Here is a 23,625-nt window from a genome sequence, read left to right as displayed (position 1 = left end):
TTGATAGACCCGTACATAGAACAATGGGTAGGTGGTGAACCCGCTTACATGCTCATGGTAAACGTGGCGCTTGCCGGGCTGTTTCTTCCGTTGCATAACTTTGCAGTTAGCAAATTAGAACAGCGGTTATTTAAAATAAGAAAGAAAAAGTTAGAAAAGAAAAAAAGAATATAACCACGAATTACACTAATTTAATTAGTATAATTCTTAATTAGTGTAATTCGTGTAATTAGTGGTTTCGTGGCATTCTTATCTGCCAAATCTATGTACAAAACAAAATATCACTCCAAAGACCTCACCCGGTTTTCTTTCCTGATAACCGGTGGCGCTGGGTTTATAGGGTCTAATCTTGTAGAATATCTCGTATTATACGGAGCAGGCAAGGTAAGGGTGTTGGATAATCTTTCTACTGGTTTTTATAAAAACATTGAATTTTTTAAAGATCACACTTCTTATGAATTTATCAATGGAGATATCAGAGATCCGGAAACGTGCAGAAAGGCTTGCAAGGATATTGATGTGGTTTTTCACCAGGCTGCTTTAGGTTCTGTGCCAAGAAGCATCAAAGACCCTATAAGTACCAATTCAGTAAATATTGATGGGTTCTTAAACATGTTGGTTGCTGCCCGTGATAATAAAGTGGAAAGATTTATCTATGCAGCATCTTCTTCAACATATGGCGACAGCGAAAAGCTGCCTAAAGTTGAGGAAGTCATCGGAAAACCATTATCACCTTATGCAGTAACCAAATTAACCAATGAACTTTATGCCGGTGTGTTTGCTAATGACCTCAAAACAATAGGATTACGCTATTTTAACATCTTTGGTCCGAAACAGGATCCAAAAGGAGCTTATGCCGCTGTAGTACCAATATTTATCAATGCGGTCATAAATAATAAATCGCCTGAAATATTTGGTGATGGCGGGCAAACAAGAGATTTTACATTCATTGAGAATGCCGTACAGGGCAACATGAAGGCAGCATTTACAGAGAATGAGCAGGCTTTTAACCAGGTATTTAATATTGCGGCTGGTAAAAAAACCTCTGTAAATCAATTATTCCAACTTATTTGTAAACAGGTTAATTCTTTGAATTTACGAGGTACCGGTGATACAGATAACCTAAAACCAATTTACCGCGCAGAAAGACCCGGAGATGTCAGGCACAGCCTGGCAGATATTTCTAAAGCTGAGAAGACCCTGGGTTATAAACCGGCCTTTAGCTTAGAGAGAGGTACTAAAATAACGCTGGAATGGTTTATAAACAATCAGGAATTTATTAAAAGAAAATGATTATTTTTTAAAAAAATTTGATGATATAATAAAAACTATTATCTTTGCGCCTTTAAAATTAATTCCGGATTATCTATCCCCTTATGATTTCGGATTTCGGATTTCGGATTTCGAATTTCGAATTTCGAATTTCGAATTTCAAAATCACGAGGGGAGATACCAGAGCGGTCAAATGGAGCAGACTGTAAATCTGCTGGCGTAAGCCTACGCAGGTTCGAATCCTGCTCTCCCCACTTATGATTGTCATTCCGAGTGCAGGGATGGGTAGTGAGGAAAGAGCGAACGAGGAATCTCCTGTTAAATATGAGGAGTTCCCTCGCTCTGCTCGGGACTCGGAATAACAATTGTAGGCGGGAGTAGCTCAATTGGTAGAGTATCAGCCTTCCAAGCTGAGGGTTGCGGGTTCGAAGCCCGTCTCCCGCTCTGATTGATGATTGGGCATCTCTAAAAGCTACACCATATATTCCCCTCTATCAAGAGGGGCAAGGGGTGTGTTTTAAGAAATATGTAGTTTTTAGAGATGCCCTGATGATTGTCATTACCAAATGAGCTTTGCCGGGGTAGCTCAGTGGTAGAGCGCTTCCTTGGTAAGGAAGAGGTCACGGGTTCAACTCCCGTCCTTGGCTCTACAAATAAGGGGTGGTTATCATCGGATGACTCTCCAGGTTGTGCGTTTGGGTCATCCGATGAATTTGCTGGGAATAAGGGAATGTAGACAATATGACAATAGACAATGACAATGACTATGACTATGACATTGAATGATTAAGATTTATGGATAAAAATATATTTTTACATATTAAACAACGCAACTTTTTCAAACAAACTATTTAAACTTTTAAAAAGAATTATCAAAAATGGCAAAAGAAAAATTTAAAAGAGACAAACCGCATGTCAACATTGGCACGATTGGCCACGTTGACCACGGCAAGACCACATTAACAGCAGCGATTACGCTTGTTCTATCAAAAAAGGGTCTTGCAGAAGCAAAAGATTTCGATTCAATTGATAATGCTCCTGAAGAAAAAGAACGGGGTATTACCATTAACACGAGTCACGTTGAGTACCAAACAGAAAAACGCCATTATGCACACGTTGATTGTCCTGGTCATGCCGATTATGTGAAAAACATGGTAACAGGCGCTGCACAGATGGATGGCGCTGTCCTGGTTGTTGCGGCAACCGATGGACCTATGCCTCAGACTCATGAGCACATTTTGCTGGCACGTCAGGTAGGTGTACCTGCAATTGTTGTATTCATGAACAAAGTGGATATGGTTGACGATGAGGAAATGATAGACCTGGTAGAAATGGAAATTCGTGAGCTATTAACCAAATATGAATATGACGGTGATAAAATACCCTTAATCAAGGGTTCTGCACTTAAAGCCTTAAATGGTGATGCAGAGGGGGTTAAATCTGTTGAAGAGCTCATGAAAGCTATTGATGAATCTATTCCCGTTCCTCCGAGACCTGTAGATAAACCTTTTTTGATGCCGGTTGAAGACGTTTTTTCCATTACCGGACGTGGTACAGTAGCCACCGGAAGGATCGAGAGAGGTGTTATCCATTCAGGTGACAATGTTGACATTATCGGTATGGGCGCAGAGAATTTAAAATCAACTGTGACAGGTGTTGAGATGTTTAGAAAAATATTAGATGACGGACAAGCAGGTGACAATGTAGGATTATTATTGAGGGGAATCGAAAAAACCGATATTAAAAGAGGTATGGTTGTCTGTGCTCCCAAATCAGTTACACCTCACACTGAATTCAAAAGTGAAGTGTATGTATTGAAAAAAGATGAAGGCGGCAGGCATACTCCATTTTTTAATAAATACCGTCCCCAATTTTTTTTCAGAACTACTGATGTGACCGGAGAAATATTTCTTCCTGATAAAGTTGAGATGGTTATGCCTGGTGATAATATTTCGCTCAATGTGAAACTTATCAACCCCATTGCAATGGAAAAAGGCTTAAGCTTTGCCATTCGTGAAGGAGGCAGAACCGTAGGTGCAGGTAAGGTTACAGAAATTGTAAAATAAGTTAGCGCATAGCGCAAAGAGCATGGAGCATGGCGTTCAACGCTTTGACCTTTGCTCCATGCACTACGCTATGCGCCATGCACTTTCTTGCCTTATCAGTCGGGGCGAGCTGCCAATTGTTAAAAACGGGTGTAGCTCAATTGGTAGAGTAGTGGTCTCCAAAACCATTGGCTGGGAGTTCGAGTCTCTCCACCCGTGCATTTTATTGTGATATTTTTTAAAAAACATAACAAAGTAAGTTAATTAAAAATAAAATTAGTCTCGAGTACTCGGGATAAAGTAAAAATAATAAGTTAGTTACTGGGTACTGGGCACTGGGTACTGGGTGATGGTAGTGAATAATGTCAGAAAGAATTACCAACCTGCCTACCGAAAGCAAATAACCCAGAACCCAGTAACCAGAGCCTAGTAGCTGTTTATTAGTAGCACAAATAATAGATTTGAATATAAATTTCATTTAAACATTGAAATTCCGATACAACAATTACTTATTAACTTATTGAAAGATGAAACAGATCAACAAAATCAGGTCCATATTCAAAGAAACGGTAGAGGAAATGCGTTATAAGGTATCATGGCTTAAATACAGCGAATTACAGAGTAGTACCACCTTAGTGATTGTTGGCACCTTAGTATTTGCATTAGTAATATGGGCAATAGATTCCGTATTTGAAAATGGTATAACTATATTGTATGAAATGTTTTAGAACATGACCATGTAATTTGATCCCGAGTACTCGGGATCAAATTACTAAAAATTATGTGAAGTCAAATATGAAGTTAGTTGCTGGGTACTGGGCACTGGGTGCTGGGTGTTAGTAAAACGAAGCAGAAGTGTGCATTCACAACCCAGAACCCAGTACCCAGTACCCAGAACCTGATAATTAAATGCACAAAGGCAAATACTAAAATAGACTTTATTTAAAACCTAAAAATCTAAATTCAGATACAATTATGAGCGAACATAAATGGTATGTGATCAGAGCTATTTCCGGCAAAGAACAACAGGTTAAATCTTATCTAGATAAGGCGATCAGCAGACAAAAATTAGAAGATTTTATTCCCGAAGTGCTGATTCCTTCCAAAAAGGTTTATGAGGTTCGTAATGGTAAAAAACGTATAAGAGAGAAAAACTTTTTTCCCGGATACGTTTTAGTTTCTGCTGACTTATCTCATGGAGAGGTAACCCATCTTGTTAAGAGTATTCCCGGAGTGATAGGATTTTTAGGTTCCAGGGATGGAGGAACTTCCATAAATCCTACACCATTGCGTCAATCTGAAGTGAATAAAATTTTGGGTAATGTTGATGAAGCAGCAGAGGAGCGGGAAAAGTTTGAGACTTCTTTTATTGTTGGTGAAACTGTGATGGTGACGGATGGGCCCTTTAGTGGCTTTACCGGTAACGTTGAAGAGGTTTTTGACGAAAAAAAGAAATTGAATGTAATGGTGAAAATATTCGGAAGAAACACTCCCATGGAGCTTAATTATATGCAGGTAGAGAAAAAATCTTAAAGATGGTTATATGGTTATATAGCTTTATGGTTATATGGCTTTATGGCAACTAAATTGCCAGCAATTAAGCAGCGAGTTTAAACCTATGAGATTAGTAACTCTTTCAGCTAATCACAAACCATTTAACCATATAGCCATATAACCATTTGTTGATTAATAACGAAAGAATCTATTTATTACAAATTAATGTTGCAAAACTAAATTGTTGCTACACTAGTAGCCATATTTTAGACTAAAAACTAATAAACTATAACTAATAAACCAACTAACTAATAACTAAGAATGGCAAAGCAAATAAAAGAGTATTTAAAGCTTCAGGTAAGAGGAGGCCAGGCCAATCCGGCTCCTCCTGTAGGCCCTTCGCTTGGCGCCAAGGGTATAAATATCATGGAGTTTTGTAACCGATTTAACGAAAGAACTAAAGATAAGCAAGGAGTATTATTACCGGTTGTAATTGCCATTTATGTTGACAAGTCATTTGATTTTATCATCAAGACCTCACCTGCTGCTGTATTGTTAACCCAGGCTGCTAAAGTAAAAAAAGGCTCTCCTGAACCAAACCGCAATAAAGTTGGTTCAGTTACCTGGGATCAAATAAAAGAAATAGCAGAAACAAAAATGCAGGACCTTAATGCATTTAAGATTGAGCAGGCAATGAAAATAATAGCAGGTACAGCACGAAGTATGGGTATTACTGTAAAAGGACAAATGACGAAGCACGAATGACGAATTCGTACTTCGTCATTCGTACTTCGTATTTTAAAATGAGCAAGCTTACAAAAAATAAAAAGAACGCATTATCAAAATTTGATAACAATAAGCAATATCCTTTAGCTGAAGCAGCAAAAATTGTAAAAGATATTAGTTATGTAAAATTTGATGCTTCAGTTGATCTGCATATTCGGTTGGGAATAGACACCCGGAAATCCGAGCAAATGATAAGAGGCGTAGTGACGCTTCCTAATGGAACAGGTAAGCAGGTCAGGGTTTTGGCTCTTTGTACTCCTGAAAAAGAAGATGAAGCTAAAAAAGCTGGCGCTGACCACGTAGGATTGGAGGATTATATAGAAAAAATAGAAAAAGGCTGGACCGATATTGATGTGATCATTACGATGCCCTCTGTAATGGCAAAGGTAGGAAAATTGGGCAAAATATTAGGACCCAGGAATTTAATGCCCAATCCGAAATCAGGTACCGTTACTCAAGATATTGGAAAAGCAGTGAAGGAAGTAAAATCAGGAAAAATAGATTTTAGAGTAGATAAAACAGGTATAATTCATACCAGCATTGGTAAAATCTCTTTTTCACCTGATAAAATTGCTGAAAATGCTTCCGAAGTAATTCAGGAAGTTTCAAAACTAAAGCCACCTTCGGCAAAGGGTAATTATTTAAAAAGTATTATTATTACAAGTTCAATGAGCCCGGGAGTAGCGGTTGATGTCAGTGCTTTGGAGAATTAAGAACATAACAAAGCCCCGCACATAAATCATTAAATGTTGTACAAATTTATGTGCGGGGCAAAGTAAGTTAATTAAAAATAAAATTAGACTCGAGTACTCGGGATAAAGTAAAAATAATAAGTTAGTTACTGGGTACTGGGCACTGGGTACTGGGTGATGGTAGTGAATAATGTCAGAAAGAATTACCAACCTGCCTACCGAAAGCAAATAACCCAGAACCCAGTAACCAGAGCCTAGTAGCTGTTTATTAATAGCACAAATAATAGATTTGAATATAAATTACAAAATACTAATAATAAAATGCTAATATACTAATGATACTAATGCCCATCGCTGAGGCCTTGAAGAGATTAATGCAAATACTTGTAATGTGCCTGCGCACCGAAGTGCTTTGGCAAACAGGTGTGTCTTTTATTCGTATCATTAGTATAAATTCGTATATTAGCATTATACCTTATTCGTATCAATTGAAATTCCGATACAACAAGTCATGACAAGAGAAGAAAAAGCAACAATTATTGAAGAATTAAGTCAAAAGTTTAAGGCCTCTAATTTTTTCTATATAGCAGATGCTTCGGGGCTTACCGTAGCTCAGATCAATGATTTTCGAAAACTTTGCTATGAGAATAAGGTTGAATACAAGGTATATAAGAATACTTTTATAAAGAAAGCCTTTGATTCATCCGAGACTGACTATTCTGAGTTTAGTGATATTTTAAAGGGCTTTTCAGGAGTATTATTTGCAAAAAATGCAGGGAATGCTCCTGCAAAACTGATCAAAGATTTTAGAAAGGCAGGATTTGATAAACCGGAATTAAAAGGCGCATTTGTTGATTCTGAGATCTATATTGGCGACCAGCATTTAGACGCATTAAGCAAGCTCAAATCTAAAAATGAACTTATTGGTGAGATCATTTCAGCACTGCAATCACCTGCTAAAATTGTGATTGCTGCTTTGAAAAGTGCTGAGCATAAATTAGCTGGCGTGGTGAAAGTGTTGGGGCAGCGGTGATGCTTAAAAAATTCAAATGCAAGCGTGTTGCTAAAAGGTAAACTTATTATAAAAAAATAAATTAGCTCCTTTCTATCCTGACTATTAGTTTCTGATATTGAACCTGTCAATTTATTTTAAATGACTGTCAGCTTCTTTACCACCAAAGCTCAAAAACACTAAATTTTGCTAATTTTCGTGGTGAACCATGACACTGGTTTCATTCGCAATTTTTTCTCAGTAACTCTTCCACGTCATTGCCATACATTCCGGTATAGCCCAGACCAATTGCTTTTTGTAAATTTTCGCATGCTTTTTCTAATTTTTAATCTTTCGTGTATGAAAAAACTTACCGCCATCCTTCTTTTTGCTACAGGCACACTGCTGTTTGTCAGCGCTTCTGCTCAACAAGCAGAGATTGATTCTTTAGAAAACCTACTGAAAACTGCAGAAGAAGATACAACAAAGGTCAATATCTTGAACCAGCTTTTCCAGTCCTTTAGCGCCTACAACTACGATGAGGCATTGAAATATGCGATTGAAGCTGAACAATTAGCCAAAAAAGCAGGATTTGAAAAAGGCAGAGCGCAAGCCATTAACAATCAGGGAAACATATCCCTTTATCAGGGCGATTATCCGGCTGCGCTTGAAAAATATCACGATGCCCTTGAAATACGAGAGCAAGAAAGAGATAAAAAGGGAATATCTGATTCGTATCACAATATAGGCCTGATTCATTACTATCAAGGAAATTACGAAAAGGCGCTGGATTATCTGAACAAATCGCTTGAACTAAGGGAAGAGATTAACGATAAAGAAGGAATGGCCAATTCCTACAATTTTATGGGGGCAATTTTAACTGACCATGGCATTTATGATGAAGCGTTAAAAAGTTACCAAAGATCACTTGAGATAACAAAGGAGCTGAATAATGAGGGAGGAATTGCAAGCGTTTATCAAAACATAGGTAACATTTATGTTCATAAAGGCCAGTATTCACAAGCATTGGAACATTATTTTGTTGCCTTGAAAATAGTTGATAAAACCAATAACCTGCATCCCAAGGGAAATGTTCTAAGCAACCTCGGTAATATTTTTTACTATCAAAAAAATTATACAAAAGCGTTGGAATTTTATGAACAAGCGCTTGAAACAAGGAAATTGATAGATGACAAGCGTGGAATGGGAATTTCTTTTGAAGCAATTGCCATAATCTACAATGAACAAAAAGATTATTCAACTGCACTCAACTATTACAAAAAATCATTGGAGATAAGAGAAGAAATTGGCGATAAAAAGGGAATAGCTAGTTTATATAATAACATTGGCAGCCTGTATCACGCCCAGGAGAACAATTCAAAAGCATTGACGTATTATTTCAAATCGCTGGAAATTCACAAAGAACTGAAAGATAAACTTGGAACAGCTGAAACGCTCAACAATATCAGCATCATCTTTTCAAAACAAAATGACTATCGGCAAGCTATCGAATACCAAACAAAGGGGCTGGCAATTGCTAAAGAAATAGGCGCTATAAAGATAATAGCAGACGGTTACAAAAATTTAGCGGACGCCTATTCAAAATCTAATAATTATAAAAAGGCCGCTGAATGCCTTCGCTTTTATGCTTCTCTCAAAGACACCCTATTCAACGAACAAAGCAGCAAGCAAATAGCCGAAATGCAAACCAAATACGAGACTGAAAAAAAAGTAAAAGAGATAGAACTTCTTAAAAAAGAAAATGAGATAAAAGACTTAGCGGTGAGCAAGCAAAAGCTGCTGAGAAACTCATTTATTGCTGGCTTAGCCTTGGCTTTGGCCCTGGCCTCACTTTTATACAACCGCTACCGCATCAAGCAAAAAGCCAACGCACTTTTGGAAGAACAAAATCAGTTTATATCACAGCAGAACGAAGAAATTAATGTACAAAAAGAACAATTGGAAGATTCCAACCAAAAATTGGAAAAGAGAAATAAACAAATAACCGATAGTATCAATTATGCCAGCCGGATTCAGCAATCTATCTTGCCGTCAGATGAATTTATTAGTAAATTGCTGCCTGATTCATTCATATTATTCAAACCCAGAGATATTGTTAGCGGTGATTTTTATTGGTTCAGCAAAAAGAATAATAAGATCCTTTTAGCGGCAGTAGATTGCACCGGTCATGGGGTGCCGGGTGCCTTCATGTCTATGATCGGTAATACCCTTTTAAATGAGATTATCAATGAAAAAGGTGTAACAAAACCTTCCGATATTCTTGATCAATTAAATAAAGGGATTAAGCAAGCCTTGCATCAAACTCCAAGCCAACTTGAATCGGAGAAACGGGGAATCGGAGAAACGGAGAGCTGGAAAACGAAGCGATTCACCCATTCACCCATTCACCGATTCAGGGGGACTTAGGGGAGCTTCGCAGGCAGGTAGAGGAGATTACGTTGCAAATGATGGCATGGATTTATCGCTTATTTCAATTGATCCTGAAAAACGCAGCCTCACTTTTGCTGGCGCCAAACGGCCATTATATGTCGCTTCAAATGGAACCTTAAATGAAATAAAAGGCAATGTTCTGGGAATTGGAGGAAGTAGAAAAAAAACAATCAAAAAATTTACTCAACATGAATATAGCGTAAAAAAAAGCGACACCATTTATCTTTTCTCCGATGGATATTCAGACCAATTTGGTGGACCTGATAATACAAAGTTTATGACCGAAAGATTCAAACGTCTCCTTTTGGATATTCACGACTTACCAATGGACAAGCAGCGGCAAAAATTAGAAAATACCATTGAGGAATGGAAAGGTGAAAGCAGGCAGATTGATGACATCCTGGTGATTGGGGTAAGAATATAGTGTAAAGTAATTTTAGATTTTAACGAACTTTTATGTAGCTTTGCAAAGTTTTCTGATTACTATAAAAATGAAAACAATAAAAACATTAACGTCACGGGTACTCGTGAGTGCAGCTCTGATTGGCTTGGCATTTATTGGAGCGCACGGGCAAACTACTTTTCAGAAGACCTTCTCAGCAAGCGCCACAGGCGGTGGCAGCCCAAGTATTATTACCGGTAAAAGTAGCGTCAAACAAACGGATAATGAATAGAATTTTTGAAGCGAACAAATTGACTGTAACCCCAGCAAAATAAATAAAAAATAAAAGAGCTTTTAACTTGCACAATAAAATAATCACTATATTTGCACCCTACCCTGCTAAATTTTACAGGGTAAACCATAAAAAACTTTAAAATATGGAAAACACAATTACTTACGTCACTATGGTCGCAGGTTTTATGACTGTTGTTGCGGGAATAGTTACCATTTCATGGTTTATATGGGATGTACGAAAGCAAAACAGCAAGGTGCTTGTACGGCAGGAAGCGCTGCTTGAAAAAATAGAAGAAGGTCAGCAAAAGGGCTTTGCAACGCTGCTAAAAGGCATTGAAAATATGCATGAAAGTATGATTGAAGGAAATCTAAAACTACAGAAAGGCATTGAAAATATGCATAAAAGTATGATTGAAGGAAATCTAAAACTACAGAAAGGCATTGAAAATATGCATGAAAGTATGATTGAAGGAAATCTAAAACTACAGAAAAGCGTAGAAATGATTGCCAGATTAGTTACAAAAGCAGGGAGGAATTAAATAAAAATAAATTAATAATTATGGCAGATTTAAAAAAATTCGCAGAAGAGTTGGTAAATTTATCCGTAAAGGAAGTAAATGAGCTGGCTACTATCCTCAAAGAGGAGCATGGTATTGAACCGGCAGCCGCAGCAGCTCCTGCAGCCACGGGAGGCAATGGAGCAGGAGAAGCAAAAGAAGAAGCAGAAGAAAAATCATCCTTTGATGTGATCTTGAAAGCGCCCGGAGGAGCTAAATTGGCAATCGTTAAATTGGTTAAGGAAATCACCGGCTTAGGATTGAAAGAATCTAAAGAATTGGTTGATGCATCACCCAAGGCGGTTAAGGAAGCAGTTGGTAAAAGTGAAGCTGAAGACATGAAGAAAAAATTAGAAGAAGCCGGGGCCGAGGTAGAGCTTAAATAATTTGATGATTTGTCCCGCCAAAGGCGGGATCAAATTTATAAGGTAATAAAAAATTTGTAATTTAGTAAAAAACATATTACCTTTGCACGATTTTTTTGTTCCCAATTTTTTAACTGCATTATAAGCTTATTGACTTTGGAAATATTATCAAGGAACCCTTCCCCGTCTCATAAACAATTATACCCTACCTTTAATGGGTTCCTTATTTTTTTCAGCGGGAATTTGTATTGGTTATACCTCCTCTCATTCAGGTAAAGCCTGCCGCTTGAAATTAATCCATAACAGTACCAAAACCTGATCAACTAATTTAGTACAATATCTAATGACAAAAATTCAAAATTCAAAAGAAAACAGAAATATAGTCAATTTTTCGACCATAAAACAAGTGATTGACTATCCCGATTTTCTGGATGTACAGTTTAAGTCATTTGGTGATTTTTTCCAGATTGAAACACCGGCTGAAAAGCGTATCCAGGAAGGGCTCTATAAAGTATTCCAGGAGAACTTTCCAATATCTGATTCAAGAGATAATTTTGTTTTGGATTTTTTAGATTACTCAGTTGAGCCTCCCAAATATTCAGTAGAGGAGTGTATTGACAGGGGCTTAACCTATGCTGCTCCGTTAAAAGCAAAATTAAGATTAACTTGTAATGATGATGACAATGATGATTTTGAAACTATCGAGCAAGAAGTTTTTCTTGGTTACATTCCATATATGACCCCAAAAGGCTCATTTATTATCAATGGCGCTGAAAGGGTTATTGTATCACAGCTACACCGTTCACCTGGCGTGTTTTTTGCACAAAGTACGCATACTAACGGCACCAAACTTTATTCTGCAAGAGTAATTCCCTTCAGAGGATCATGGATAGAATTTGCTACGGACGTCAATAACGTAATGTTTGCGTATATAGACCGCAAAAAGAAATTCCCGGTCACGACACTGCTGAGAGCTATTGGCTATAGTTCAGATAAAGACATATTAGACCTTTTTGAACTCTCAGACGAAGTTGAAGCTACAAAACAATCACTTAAAAAAGTTATTGGAAGAAAATTAGCAGCAAGGGTTCTGCGAACATGGACAGAGGATTTCGTTGATGAAGATACCGGTGAAGTTGTTTCAATAGAGCGGCACGAGGTTTTATTGGAGCGTGATAAGAGCATCACCGAAGAGGATATTGAAATCATTATTCAGTCAGATTCAAAGTCAGTTATTATATATAGAGAAGATATTGAAATTGCAGATTATACCATTATTTATAATACCCTTCAAAAAGATAGTTCCAATTCAGAAAAAGAGGCTGTAGAGCAAATCTACAGACAGCTCAGAAATACAGAAGCCCCGGATGAACAAACAGCAAGGGATATTATACACAATTTATTTTTTTCAGATAAAAGATATGATCTGGGAGAAGTTGGCAGGTATAGAATAAATAAAAAGCTGGGTTTAGATATTCAGCCCAATATTGGTGTTTTAACGAATGAAGATATTATTAATATAGTAAAATATTTAATAGGCCTGATAAACGCAAAGGCGGTTGTAGATGATATTGACCATTTAAGCAACCGAAGGGTTCGTACAGTTGGCGAGCAGCTCTACAGCCAGTTTGGTTTAGGTTTATCCCGTATGACACGTACTATTAAAGAAAGGATGAATGTGAGGGATAACGAGGACTATCAGCCTATTGACTTAATTAATGCCAGAACGCTTTCTGCTGTTGTTAATTCATTTTTTGGAACAAACCAGCTCTCCCAATTTATGGACCAAACCAACCCACTGGCAGAAATAACCCACAAAAGAAGAATGTCAGCGTTAGGCCCCGGAGGTCTTTCACGCGAAAGAGCAGGATTTGAAGTAAGAGACGTTCATTATACTCACTATGGGAGACTATGTACAATAGAAACACCCGAGGGACCCAATATTGGTCTGATATCATCGCTGTGTGTACATGCTAAAATCAATAATATGGGTTTTATTGAAACTCCTTACCGTAAAGCAGAAAAAGGTGTGGTAAACATGTCCGGATCAGTGATATTTTTGACTGCTGAAGAAGAAGATACACATTATATAGCTCAGGCTAATGCCAAAATTGATGATAAAGGCAAATTTATTAATCCTAAGGTAAAGGCAAGATATGGAGGAGATTTCCCGCTTATTGAACAGAACAAAGTAAAATTCATGGACGTAGCTCCAAACCAGATCGTATCGGTTGCAGCATCTCTGATCCCATTTTTAGAACATGATGATGCAAACCGGGCTTTGATGGGCTCTAATATGCAGCGTCAGGCAGTACCCTTGATGATGCCGGAGATCCCCATCGTTTCTACGGGCCTCGAAAAGAAAGTTGCTACGGATTCACGCACCCTTCTTGTGGCTGAAAATAATGGTGTTGTAGAATATGTTGATGCTGATAAGATCATTGTTAAGTATGATCTTTCAGAAGATGAACGACAGGTAATGTTTGATTCTGATTCCAAAACTTATGATATTTTAAAGTTCCGAAGAACCAATCAAAACACCTGTATCAATCTAAAACCTATTGTTAAAAAAGGCGATAAGGTAACGAAAGGACAGGTTCTGTGTGAAGGTTTTGCTACTGAAAATGGTGAACTGGCTTTGGGTAGAAACCTGATGGTAGCTTTTATGCCGTGGCAGGGTTATAATTTTGAAGATGCAATCGTTATTTCTGAAAGAGTAGTACGTGATGACCTTTTTACCTCAATTCATATAGAGAAGTTTGAGCTAGATGTTAGAGATACAAAACGAGGTGAAGAAGAGCTGACCTCAGAGATCCCTAATGTGAGTGAAGAAGCCATTAAGAACCTGGATGAAAATGGCATGATACGGGTCGGCGCTGAAGCTTCGGAAGGAGATATATTGATTGGTAAAATTACACCTAAAGGTGAAAGTGATTCTACACCTGAAGAAAAACTGCTGAGGGCTATTTTTGGTGATAAAGCCGGTGATGTTAAGGATTCGTCTTTAAAGGCGCCTTCTTCACTTTATGGTGTAGTGATTGATACTGAATTATTCTCTCGCTCACGTAAAGAAAAAGAGGAAAGAGTAAAGTTAAAGGCAGAGGTCAATGTCCTGCAATCAAAGTATAATCAGGACTTGCTCAATATTAAAGAACATATGATTGACCGGATGAACGTAATGCTTGAAGGCAAAGTGTGTCAGGGCATTAAACATAAGTTTGGTGGCAAGATCCTGGAAAAAGGAACAAAGTTTACAAAGAAAAATATAACAAATGTCCTGCTCCCTGACAAAAACCTTTATAAGGATGAGAGTCTCTACGAAGTACCTGAAGAAGCAAATTTACTTACCGACCTGGTTATTGATAACTGGACAAATGATAAGAAAACCAATAAGCTGCTGATCATGTTGATCAAAAATTATAACAGGAAAAGAAATGAAATATCCGGTAAATATAAGCGTGATAAATTTGCCATGGAAATAGGCGATGAACTTCCATCGGGTATTGTGCAGCTTGCAAAAGTATATATTACTAAAAAGCACAAGCTTAAGGTGGGAGATAAAATGGCTGGCCGTCACGGCAATAAAGGTGTTGTAGCTAAAATAGTCAGGGCAGAGGACATGCCGTTTCTTGAAGATGGCACACCCATTGATATTGTATTAAACCCTCTTGGCGTACCATCAAGGATGAATCTGGGCCAGATCTATGAAACCGTGTTAGGATGGGCAGGCTTAAAGTTAAATAAAAGATATATTACCCCCATATTTGATGGCGCTACCGAACGGCAGGTTGCTGCTGAACTCAAGGAAGCCGGCTTGCCTGAATTTGGCAGTACTTTTCTGTATGATGGCTTAACAGGTAAACCTTTTGATCAAAAGGTAACTGTAGGGGTAATTTATATTATGAAACTTCATCACCTTGTGGTTGATAAGATGCATGCCCGGTCAATCGGACCCTACTCATTGATAACACAGCAGCCCCTGGGTGGTAAAGCCCAGTTTGGAGGCCAGAGGTTTGGTGAGATGGAAGTATGGGCTTTAGAAGCATTTGGAGCAGCCAGCGTGCTCCAGGAAATTTTAACGATCAAATCTGATGATGTGATAGGAAGAGCAAAAGCCTATGAAAACATCGTTAAAGGCGAGAATATGGAAAAACCAAACATCCCCGAATCTTTTAACGTGCTGGTGCATGAACTCAGGGGGCTGGCGCTGGAGATTACGTTGAATTAGGGCTATGAATGGCTCTATAAATATTAATATACACTAACCACCTACAACCATGATATTAAAAAGACCCAACAAACTAAACCGGGATTTTTCTTCAGTTACGGTTAGTTTAGCTTCTCCGGAGTCTATCCTGGATAATTCTTATGGGGAAGTCATCCAACCGGAAACCATTAACTACCGCACCTATAAACCCGAAATGGGCGGCTTGTTTTGTGAACGTACCTTTGGTCCTGTAAAAGATTGGGAATGCCATTGCGGTAAGTATAAAAGGATACGGTATAAGGGGATCATATGCGATAGATGTGGTGTGGAGGTCACTGAGAAAAAAGTAAGAAGAGACCGCATGGGCCATATCGCTTTAGTTGTCCCCGTTGTTCATATCTGGTACTTCAAATCTTTACCAAACAAGATTGGGTACCTGCTGGGCCTCCCGACCAAGAAGCTCGATCAGATCATATATTATGAACGTTATGTAGTTGTTCAACCCGGAATAACGGCAGAAGAGGATATTAACGTCATGGATTTTCTCACCGAAGAAGAATACCTCGAAATAATGGAGAAGCTTCCTAAAGAAAATCATATGTTGGACGATGAAGACCCCCAGAAATTTATCGCTAAAATGGGAGCTGAAGCGCTCGAAATGCTGTTGACAAACCTTGACCTGGATGAACTATCTTATAGCTTAAGGCATGCGGCTGCTAATGAAACTTCTATGCAAAGAAAAGCAGAGGCAACAAAAAGATTAAAAGTTATTGAGGCATTCAGAGATTCAAAAAACAGGATTGAGAACAGGCCTGAATGGATGATCATCAGGATGGTGCCTGTAATACCCCCTGAATTGAGGCCATTAGTACCATTGGATGGAGGACGTTTTGCAACTTCAGACCTAAATGATCTGTATAGAAGAGTGATTATCCGGAATAACCGTTTAAAAAGATTAATTGAGATCAAAGCTCCGGAGGTGATCCTCAGAAATGAAAAGAGAATGCTCCAGGAAGCAGTGGATTCTTTATTTGATAATTCAAGAAAAATTAATGCTGTTAAAGCTAGTGGCAACCGTGCCCTGAAGTCTTTAACAGATATGCTTAAGGGAAAATATGGCCGTTTTCGTCAAAATCTGTTAGGTAAAAGGGTTGATTATTCCGGCCGTTCAGTAGTTGTGGTGGGCCCTGAATTAAAGCTGCACGAATGCGGACTTCCAAAAGATATGACAGCCGAACTTTTTAAGCCATTTATTATTCGCAAACTTATAGAAAGAGGTATTGTAAAAACAGTAAAGTCTGCACGTAAAATTGTAGATAGAAAAGAGGCTGTGATCTGGGACATTCTTGAAAATGTTTTAAAAGGCCATCCAGTAATGCTTAACAGGGCACCTACACTGCACAGGTTGGGTATCCAGGCTTTTCAACCCAAGCTAATTGAAGGAAAAGCTATACAGCTTCATCCGCTTGTTTGTACAGCTTTTAATGCGGATTTTGATGGCGACCAGATGGCTGTGCATGTTCCCCTGGGTCACCAGGCAATCGTGGAAGCGCAGCTTTTGATGCTTGCTTCGCACAATATTTTAAACCCTGCCAATGGCGCACCTATTACAGTTCCTTCACAGGATATGGTGCTGGGACTTTATTACCTTACAAAAGGCAGAAAAAGTACGGATAAAGACAAGGTTTTGGGTGAGGGAATGAGTTTTTATGATCCCCAGGAAGTGATCATTGCGCTTAATGAGGGCAAAATCTCCCAGCAGGCACATATTAAGGTCAGGGTAAAAGTTCGCTCCATCTCTGAAGAAACTTTAGAGAAGTCAGACGGGAATAACGGGCTTGTTACTAAAATAAATGAAACCGTTGCCGGAAGAATTCTATTTAATCAACATGTTCCTGAAGAATTTGGGTTTGTTAATGAGCTGCTTACCAAGAAAAAGCTTCAACAAATTATTTCAGAAGTCTTTAAATTGTGCGGCAACTCTAAAACGGCTAAATTTTTAGATGATATTAAGAATCTGGGCTTCCAGTCTGCTTATAAAGGAGGGTTATCCATTGGCTTATTTGATATTATTGTTCCTGATGAAAAGCTGAATTTGGTCAACCAGGCGAAAAAAGAAGTTGATGTTGTTTGGAAAAATTATATGATGGGATTAATTACTGATAATGAGAGATATAACCAGGTTATTGATATCTGGACTCGTGTCAATACCCAGATCACCAGTACTTTAATGAATCGCCTGGAAAACGATAAGCAAGGCTTTAATTCCTTGTTTATGATGATGGATTCCGGCGCCAGGGGTTCCAGAGAACAGACGCGTCAGTTATGTGGAATGCGTGGTTTAATGGCCAAACCCCAAAAGAATATACACGGTGCTATTGGCGGAATTATTGAAAATCCGATTATTTCAAATTTTATGGAAGGCCTTGATGTACTTGAGTACTTTATTTCTACGCATGGCGCCCGTAAAGGACTTGCTGATACAGCGCTGAAAACTGCTGATGCTGGTTATTTAACTAGAAGACTGGTGGATGTTGCCCAGGATGTAGTAATAAATGAAGAAGATTGTGGTACGCTGAGAGGATTGGTGGTAACAGCTTTGAAAGATAGTGAGGAAATTGTAGAGCCTTTGTCTGAACGTATATTAGGACGGGTTACCGTCCATGATGTCTATGACCCAAATACAAATGAACTGATCGTAGAGGCTGGTCAGGAAATTACTGAGGAAATTGCAGCAGCCATTGTTAAAACCAGTATTGAGTCTGTTGAAATACGATCTGCTTTGAACTGCGAGACAGAAAGAGGCATGTGTGCTAAATGTTATGGCCGCAATCTTGCCAGAGGGAGGATGACTGGAATAGGAGAGGCGGTTGGTGTTATTGCTGCTCAATCTATTGGTGAACCAGGCACACAGTTAACATTGCGTACTTTCCATGTGGGTGGTACCGCTTCAAATATTGCCGTTAAAGCAAGCATTAGAGCAAAATTTGGTGGTAATATCAATTTTGAAGATATTAAATCAATTGCTACCGTTAATCAGGATGGTGAAAAAGTTGATGTAGTGATGGGAAGAAGCGGTGAAATTCAAATTATTGATAAAGACAGCAATAAAATATTAATAAGCTACAATGTTCCTTATGGGGCTTTTTTGAAGTGTAAACAAAAAAATAAAGCCAATAAAGACGATGAGCTTTGTTTTTGGGACCCTTATAATGCTGTGATCCTTTCTGAAATTGATGGGAAAATTGAATTTGAAGCAGTAGTTGAAGGAATTACCTATCGTGAAGAAACTGACGAACAGACAGGACATAGAGAAAAAGTGATTATTGAAACTAAAGATAAAACTAAAAACCCTGCTATTGCAGTAGTTTCAAATAAGGGAGCACAAAGATCATACAATATTCCTGTTGGCGCTCATCTCGCAGTTCAAAATGGCCAGTCTATAAAAGCCGGGCAAATCCTTGTTAAAATCCCAAGAGCTATTGGAAAGACTATGGATATCACTGGCGGCTTGCCAAGAGTAACCGAATTATTTGAAGCGCGTAATCCCTCAAATCCTGCCGTAGTTAGTGAGATTGATGGTGTTGTAACTTTTGGTTCGATAAAAAGGGGCAATCGTGAAGTATTAATAGAATCAAAGGAGGGCCTTAAGAAAAAATATTTAGTCCAATTGTCAAAACATATTTTGGTGCAGGATAATGATTTTGTTAAAGCTGGTCAACCGCTTTCTGACGGAGCTATTACACCCTCAGATATCCTGGCTATAAAAGGGCCTACCGCAGTACAGGAATATTTAGTAAATGAAATTCAGGAAGTATACCGCTTACAGGGGGTTAAGATCAATGATAAGCATATTGAAGTGATCGTTAGCCAGATGATGCAAAAAGTAGAAATAGTTGATACGGGAGACAATACATTCCTGAAAGGGCAGCTTGTTGACAAATTTAAATTTCGCAAAGAAAATGATGGGGTATTAGATCAGAAGGTTGTGGAAGATGCCGGAGATTCCAAAACTTTAAAACCAGGACAGATCGTAAATGCAAAAAATTTAAGAGATGAAAATTCATCATTAAGAAGAAAAGATTTAAAGCTTGTAAATATAAGAGATGCCCAACCTGCAGTTTCGAAACCGAAATTACAGGGCATCACCCAGGCTTCTCTTGGTACGCAAAGTTTTATTTCTGCGGCTTCATTCCAGGAAACGACCAAAGTGTTAAGCGATGCCTCTATCAGAGGAAAAATAGACCATTTGCTGGGCCTGAAAGAAAATGTTATTGTCGGACATCTGATACCTGCCGGTACTGGCTTTAGGTCTTTTAGAGATCATATTGTTGGTTCTAAAGAAGAATATGAGAAACTGAAAGCCTCAAAAAAGGCGTTCCAGGAGAAAAAAGAAGAAAAAGAAAAGAAAGAAGAGATAGAAGGGATAGAGAAGAAAGAGGAAAAAAAGGAAAAGAAAGAAAAGAAAGAAGAGGTAGCAGTAGAATAAGGTACTGGGTACTGGGTGCTTGGTGCTGAGTGAGTGTAGTAACAATAATAAATAAATAGAAAATTATGCCTGAAGAAAAGAAAAACAAACCTGCTCCCCCTGTTACCCGGGGGCAAGGTCAGCAGCCAAACAAGCAGAATCAGATCAATATAGAGTTATCTGAAGAGGTTGCCGAAGGTGATTATGCCAATCTTGCTATGATTGCACATTCAAACAGTGAATTTGTAATAGACTTTATCCGTTTAATGCCTGGAGTGCCCAAAGCTAAAGTGAAGGCCCGTATCGTTATTACACCTGAACACGCCAAAAGATTGCTTGCAGCCTTGGGGGAAAACATCAAAAAATTCGAAGACATCTTTGGCCCCATCAAACAAACCGATGAAGCGCCCAAATTTCCCATTAATTTTGGGGGAACTGTAGGGGAAGCCTGAGTATCTCAACTGTTTTTTGGTAATAGAATTAATTTATTCTACCTTTGCGGCTCAGAAAAAATGCCATCCCAAATACTTGGGATGGGACTTTAATGTCTTTATGGTAAAAAAGATCAATCACAGATGTTTACAATTCAGCAATTAATAAGGAAAGGTAGAAAAAAACAGACAAAGAAATCAAAATCTCCTGCATTGGATGGTTGTCCGCAAAAACGAGGTGTCTGTACAAAGGTTTATACTGCTACGCCCAAAAAACCAAATTCTGCTATGCGTAAAGTAGCTAGGGTAAGATTATCAAATGGTAAAGAGGTCAATGCTTATATCCCTGGCGAAGGACATAACTTGCAGGAACACTCTATCGTGTTGATAAGGGGAGGCAAGGTGAAGGATCTGCCCGGAGTGAGGTATCATATTATCAGGGGCTCAATGGATACGGCCGGAGTTAAAGACAGGCAACAGGGCAGGAGTAAGTATGGCACCAAAGGTTCCAAAAAGAAGTAGTATGAAAATGTGTTCAGAAGAGCCCTTAATTTAAACTATATATGAGAAAATCCAAAGCAAAAAAACGAATTTTATCTCCAGACCCAAAATTCAACGATCCTTTAGTGACGGGGTTTGTGAATGATATAATGCGAGCGGGTAAAAAAAGCATTGCTTTTTCAATATTTTATAGCGCTATTGATATTGTAGAAGAAAAGACAAAGAATGATGGATTGAAAACGTGGAAAAAAGCGTTGAGTAATGTTGGACCTTCGGTAGAAGTAAGGAGCAAAAGAATAGGGGGTGCGACATTTCAGGTTCCTATAGAAGTAAGGCCGGAAAGAAAAGTATCATTGGCTAAAAAATGGTTAATCCAGTATGCCAGACAGCGAGGCGAAAAAACTATGATAGAAAAGCTGGCTGGTGAAATTATTGATGCTTCTAAAGGTACGGGCGCTGCAGTAAAGAAAAAAGATGACTCTCACAGAATGGCAGAAGCAAATAAAGCTTTTTCGCATTTTAGATTCTAAACAGAATAACAAGATTCATGGCAGAACAGGATTTAAAACTTTTAAGAAACATTGGCATCATGGCTCATATTGATGCCGGGAAAACTACTACCACCGAGCGTGTACTTTATTACACAGGCCTTACCCATAAGATCGGTGAAGTGCATGACGGAACAGCTGTGATGGACTGGATGGACCAGGAACAGGAACGCGGCATTACCATTACATCTGCAGCTACTACTACGAACTGGAATTATCCTACCTTGCAGGGCAAAAAAACCGATAAGAGCGAATCATACAAGATCAACATTATTGATACCCCGGGACACGTTGATTTTACCGTTGAAGTTGAGCGGTCATTAAGGGTGTTGGATGGAGCCGTTGCGCTTTTCTGTGCCGTTGGCGCGGTAGAACCTCAATCTGAAACTGTCTGGAGACAATCAGACAAGTATCGTGTGCCAAGGATCTGCTTTGTAAATAAAATGGACAGGCCTGGTGCCGATTTTTTTAATGTAGTAAAAGAGATCAAAGAAAAACTCGGAGCTAATCCCGTACCCCTTCAAATACCTATTGGATCAGAAGAAAATTTTAAAGGAGTTGTTGACCTTATTACAGGTAAGGCAATTGTCTGGAACGAAGAAGATATGGGCATGACTTATAAAGAAATAGAGATGCCCGCTGATCTTGCAGACATGGCGGAAGAATGGAGAGCAAAATTAATTGAAAGTGTAGCAGAGTATGATGACACTATTTTGGAAAAATTCTTTGACAACCCGGATGCTATAACCGAAAAGGAGATTATGGCTGCCGTTCGCAAAGCCGTTATTGATATGTCTATTTTCCCGGTTATGTGCGGATCTGCGTTTAAAAATAAAGGCGTACAAGCATTACTGGATGCCGTGGTTGCATTTTTACCTTCTCCATTGGACATGCCTCCTGTAAAAGGTATTAACCCGGACACGGATAATGAAGAGGAAAGAGCGGTTGATCACAATGCTCCATTTGCAAGCCTGGCTTTTAAAATAGCGACCGATCCCTTTGTTGGGCGGCTTTGTTTTATCAGGACATATTCAGGTACTTTAGATGCCGGATCTTATGTACTTAATATGCGCACAGGCAAAAAAGAGCGTATTTCCAGGCTCCTTCAGATGCACTCCAACAAGCAGAATCCCATTGACAAAGTGCGGGCAGGAGATATTGCCGCTGCCATTGGATTTAAAGACATTAAGACCGGAGATACCCTTGTAGTTGATCAAAAACATAAGATAATACTTGAAACAATGAGCTTCCCGGATCCGGTAATAGCTTATGCTATTGAACCCAAAAAGCAGGAGGATCTGGATAAATTGAGTAATTCAATAACCAAGCTTGTTGAAGAAGACCCTACCTTGAAAGTTCAGGTAGATCATGAAACCGGCCAAACTATCTTAAAAGGGATGGGGGAGCTCCACCTGGAGATCATTATTGAAAGGTTAAAACGTGAATTTAAAGTTGAGATCAATCAAGGGCCGCCCCAGGTCGCTTATAGAGAAACCCTTACCCAAAATTGTGAACACAGGGAGCTTTACAAAAAACAAACCGGTGGCCGTGGAAAATATGCTGAAATTGTATTTGAGATAGGCCCGAGGGAAGATGGTGAACAAGGACTTGAATTTGAAGACAAGGTTAAAGGCGGTGCTATTCCAAAAGAGTTTATTCCCGCTGTTCAAAAAGGATTTAAGACATCAATGCAAAATGGCGTGTTGGCTGGTTACCCAATTGATTCAATGAAAGTAAGATTGTTTCACGGTTCTTTCCATGATGTAGATTCAGATTCATTGTCATTTGAATTATGCGCCCAGATCGCTTTCAGAGCATCAGCTAAGAATGCAGGCCCCAAGCTGCTGGAACCCATTATGAGCGTTGAAGTGACAACCCCTGAAGAGTTTACAGGCGGAGTTACCGGTGATCTGAACAAGCGAAGAGGTATCATGAAAGGTATGGACGCAAAAGGCAACGCACAAATAGTAAAGTCAGACGTGCCATTGGCTGAACTGTTTGGCTATGTTACAGATCTGCGAACCTTAACATCTGGCCGGGCTACCGCTTCATTGACCTTTTCACATTATAGCGAGGTTCCTAAAAATACAGCTGAGGAGATTATTATGAATGTTAAAGGGGAAACAGTAACCCAGTAGGCA

General features: G+C 38.8%; 18 protein-coding genes and 4 tRNA genes. All 22 read left to right on the top strand.

Going from position 1 to position 23,625, the window contains the following annotated elements:
- Window positions 1-264 precede the first annotated feature (264 nt).
- The 22 genes from FVQ77_03980 (at window position 265) to fusA (ending at window position 23,622) form a co-directional block, all read left to right on the top strand.
- Window positions 265-1,293 (top strand): SDR family oxidoreductase, encoded by a 1,029-nt coding sequence (locus FVQ77_03980; GenBank protein ID MBW8049494.1) that lies wholly within the window; start codon window positions 265-267, stop codon window positions 1,291-1,293.
- A 150-nt stretch (window positions 1,294-1,443) separates the two neighbouring features.
- Window positions 1,444-1,526, top strand: a tRNA-Tyr gene (locus FVQ77_03975).
- A 117-nt stretch (window positions 1,527-1,643) separates the two neighbouring features.
- Window positions 1,644-1,716: transfer RNA gene (locus tag FVQ77_03970), tRNA-Gly, on the top strand.
- Between the two features lie 131 nt (window positions 1,717-1,847).
- A tRNA-Thr gene (locus FVQ77_03965) sits at window positions 1,848-1,919 on the top strand.
- 231 nt (window positions 1,920-2,150) lie between these two features.
- Window positions 2,151-3,338 carry an elongation factor Tu gene (tuf, locus tag FVQ77_03960; protein ID MBW8049493.1) on the top strand — a complete coding sequence of 396 codons (1,188 nt, stop codon included), beginning with the start codon at window positions 2,151-2,153 and terminating at the stop codon, window positions 3,336-3,338.
- Window positions 3,339-3,463: 125 nt separating this feature from the next.
- Window positions 3,464-3,536, top strand: a tRNA-Trp gene (locus FVQ77_03955).
- Between the two features lie 317 nt (window positions 3,537-3,853).
- On the top strand, window positions 3,854-4,045 hold the full coding sequence (secE, locus tag FVQ77_03950) for a preprotein translocase subunit SecE (protein ID MBW8049492.1): 192 nt from the start codon (window positions 3,854-3,856) through the stop codon (window positions 4,043-4,045).
- A gap of 247 nt (window positions 4,046-4,292) precedes the next feature.
- Window positions 4,293-4,850 carry a transcription termination/antitermination factor NusG gene (gene nusG, locus FVQ77_03945; GenBank protein MBW8049491.1) on the top strand — a complete coding sequence of 186 codons (558 nt, stop codon included), beginning with the start codon at window positions 4,293-4,295 and terminating at the stop codon, window positions 4,848-4,850.
- A gap of 282 nt (window positions 4,851-5,132) precedes the next feature.
- Window positions 5,133-5,576 (top strand): 50S ribosomal protein L11, encoded by a 444-nt coding sequence (gene rplK, locus FVQ77_03940; protein MBW8049490.1) that lies wholly within the window; start codon window positions 5,133-5,135, stop codon window positions 5,574-5,576.
- Between the two features lie 38 nt (window positions 5,577-5,614).
- A complete protein-coding gene (locus tag FVQ77_03935) occupies window positions 5,615-6,310 on the top strand; it encodes a 50S ribosomal protein L1 (GenBank protein MBW8049489.1) in 696 nt (231 codons plus the stop codon).
- Between the two features lie 490 nt (window positions 6,311-6,800).
- Entirely contained in the window at window positions 6,801-7,322 is a 522-nt protein-coding gene (locus FVQ77_03930; GenBank protein MBW8049488.1) for a 50S ribosomal protein L10, read from the top strand.
- 288 nt (window positions 7,323-7,610) lie between these two features.
- Window positions 7,611-9,707 carry a tetratricopeptide repeat protein gene (locus tag FVQ77_03925; GenBank protein ID MBW8049487.1) on the top strand — a complete coding sequence of 699 codons (2,097 nt, stop codon included), beginning with the start codon at window positions 7,611-7,613 and terminating at the stop codon, window positions 9,705-9,707.
- Window positions 9,616-10,155, top strand: a complete 540-nt coding sequence (locus FVQ77_03920) for a SpoIIE family protein phosphatase (protein MBW8049486.1) — start codon at window positions 9,616-9,618, stop codon at window positions 10,153-10,155. Before FVQ77_03925 ends, FVQ77_03920 begins: the two co-directional genes overlap by 92 nt.
- Window positions 10,156-10,222: 67 nt before the next feature.
- On the top strand, window positions 10,223-10,405 hold the full coding sequence (locus FVQ77_03915; protein MBW8049485.1) for a hypothetical protein: 183 nt from the start codon (window positions 10,223-10,225) through the stop codon (window positions 10,403-10,405).
- Between the two features lie 145 nt (window positions 10,406-10,550).
- The gene (locus FVQ77_03910) at window positions 10,551-10,946 is read left to right on the top strand and encodes a hypothetical protein (protein MBW8049484.1); all 396 of its coding nucleotides are present in this window, start codon (window positions 10,551-10,553) and stop codon (window positions 10,944-10,946) included.
- A 20-nt stretch (window positions 10,947-10,966) separates the two neighbouring features.
- Window positions 10,967-11,350 carry a 50S ribosomal protein L7/L12 gene (locus tag FVQ77_03905; protein MBW8049483.1) on the top strand — a complete coding sequence of 128 codons (384 nt, stop codon included), beginning with the start codon at window positions 10,967-10,969 and terminating at the stop codon, window positions 11,348-11,350.
- A gap of 322 nt (window positions 11,351-11,672) precedes the next feature.
- The gene (gene rpoB / locus FVQ77_03900) at window positions 11,673-15,557 is read left to right on the top strand and encodes a DNA-directed RNA polymerase subunit beta (GenBank protein ID MBW8049482.1); all 3,885 of its coding nucleotides are present in this window, start codon (window positions 11,673-11,675) and stop codon (window positions 15,555-15,557) included.
- A gap of 49 nt (window positions 15,558-15,606) precedes the next feature.
- The gene (gene rpoC / locus FVQ77_03895; protein ID MBW8049481.1) at window positions 15,607-20,025 is read left to right on the top strand and encodes a DNA-directed RNA polymerase subunit beta'; all 4,419 of its coding nucleotides are present in this window, start codon (window positions 15,607-15,609) and stop codon (window positions 20,023-20,025) included.
- Window positions 20,026-20,090: 65 nt separating this feature from the next.
- A complete protein-coding gene (locus FVQ77_03890) occupies window positions 20,091-20,456 on the top strand; it encodes a DUF3467 domain-containing protein (GenBank protein MBW8049480.1) in 366 nt (121 codons plus the stop codon).
- 123 nt (window positions 20,457-20,579) lie between these two features.
- Entirely contained in the window at window positions 20,580-20,957 is a 378-nt protein-coding gene (locus tag FVQ77_03885; GenBank protein MBW8049479.1) for a 30S ribosomal protein S12, read from the top strand.
- 41 nt (window positions 20,958-20,998) lie between these two features.
- Window positions 20,999-21,466 carry a 30S ribosomal protein S7 gene (rpsG, locus tag FVQ77_03880; protein ID MBW8049478.1) on the top strand — a complete coding sequence of 156 codons (468 nt, stop codon included), beginning with the start codon at window positions 20,999-21,001 and terminating at the stop codon, window positions 21,464-21,466.
- Window positions 21,467-21,483: 17 nt separating this feature from the next.
- Window positions 21,484-23,622 (top strand): elongation factor G, encoded by a 2,139-nt coding sequence (gene fusA, locus FVQ77_03875; GenBank protein ID MBW8049477.1) that lies wholly within the window; start codon window positions 21,484-21,486, stop codon window positions 23,620-23,622.
- Window positions 23,623-23,625: the final 3 nt, after the last annotated feature.

The sequence above is a fragment of the Cytophagales bacterium genome, from assembly GCA_019456305.1.
GTDB lineage: Bacteria > Bacteroidota > Bacteroidia > Cytophagales > VRUD01 > VRUD01.
The sequence above is the reverse complement of the archived record's forward strand: the minus strand, read 5'-3'. Positions and strand labels throughout refer to the sequence as shown.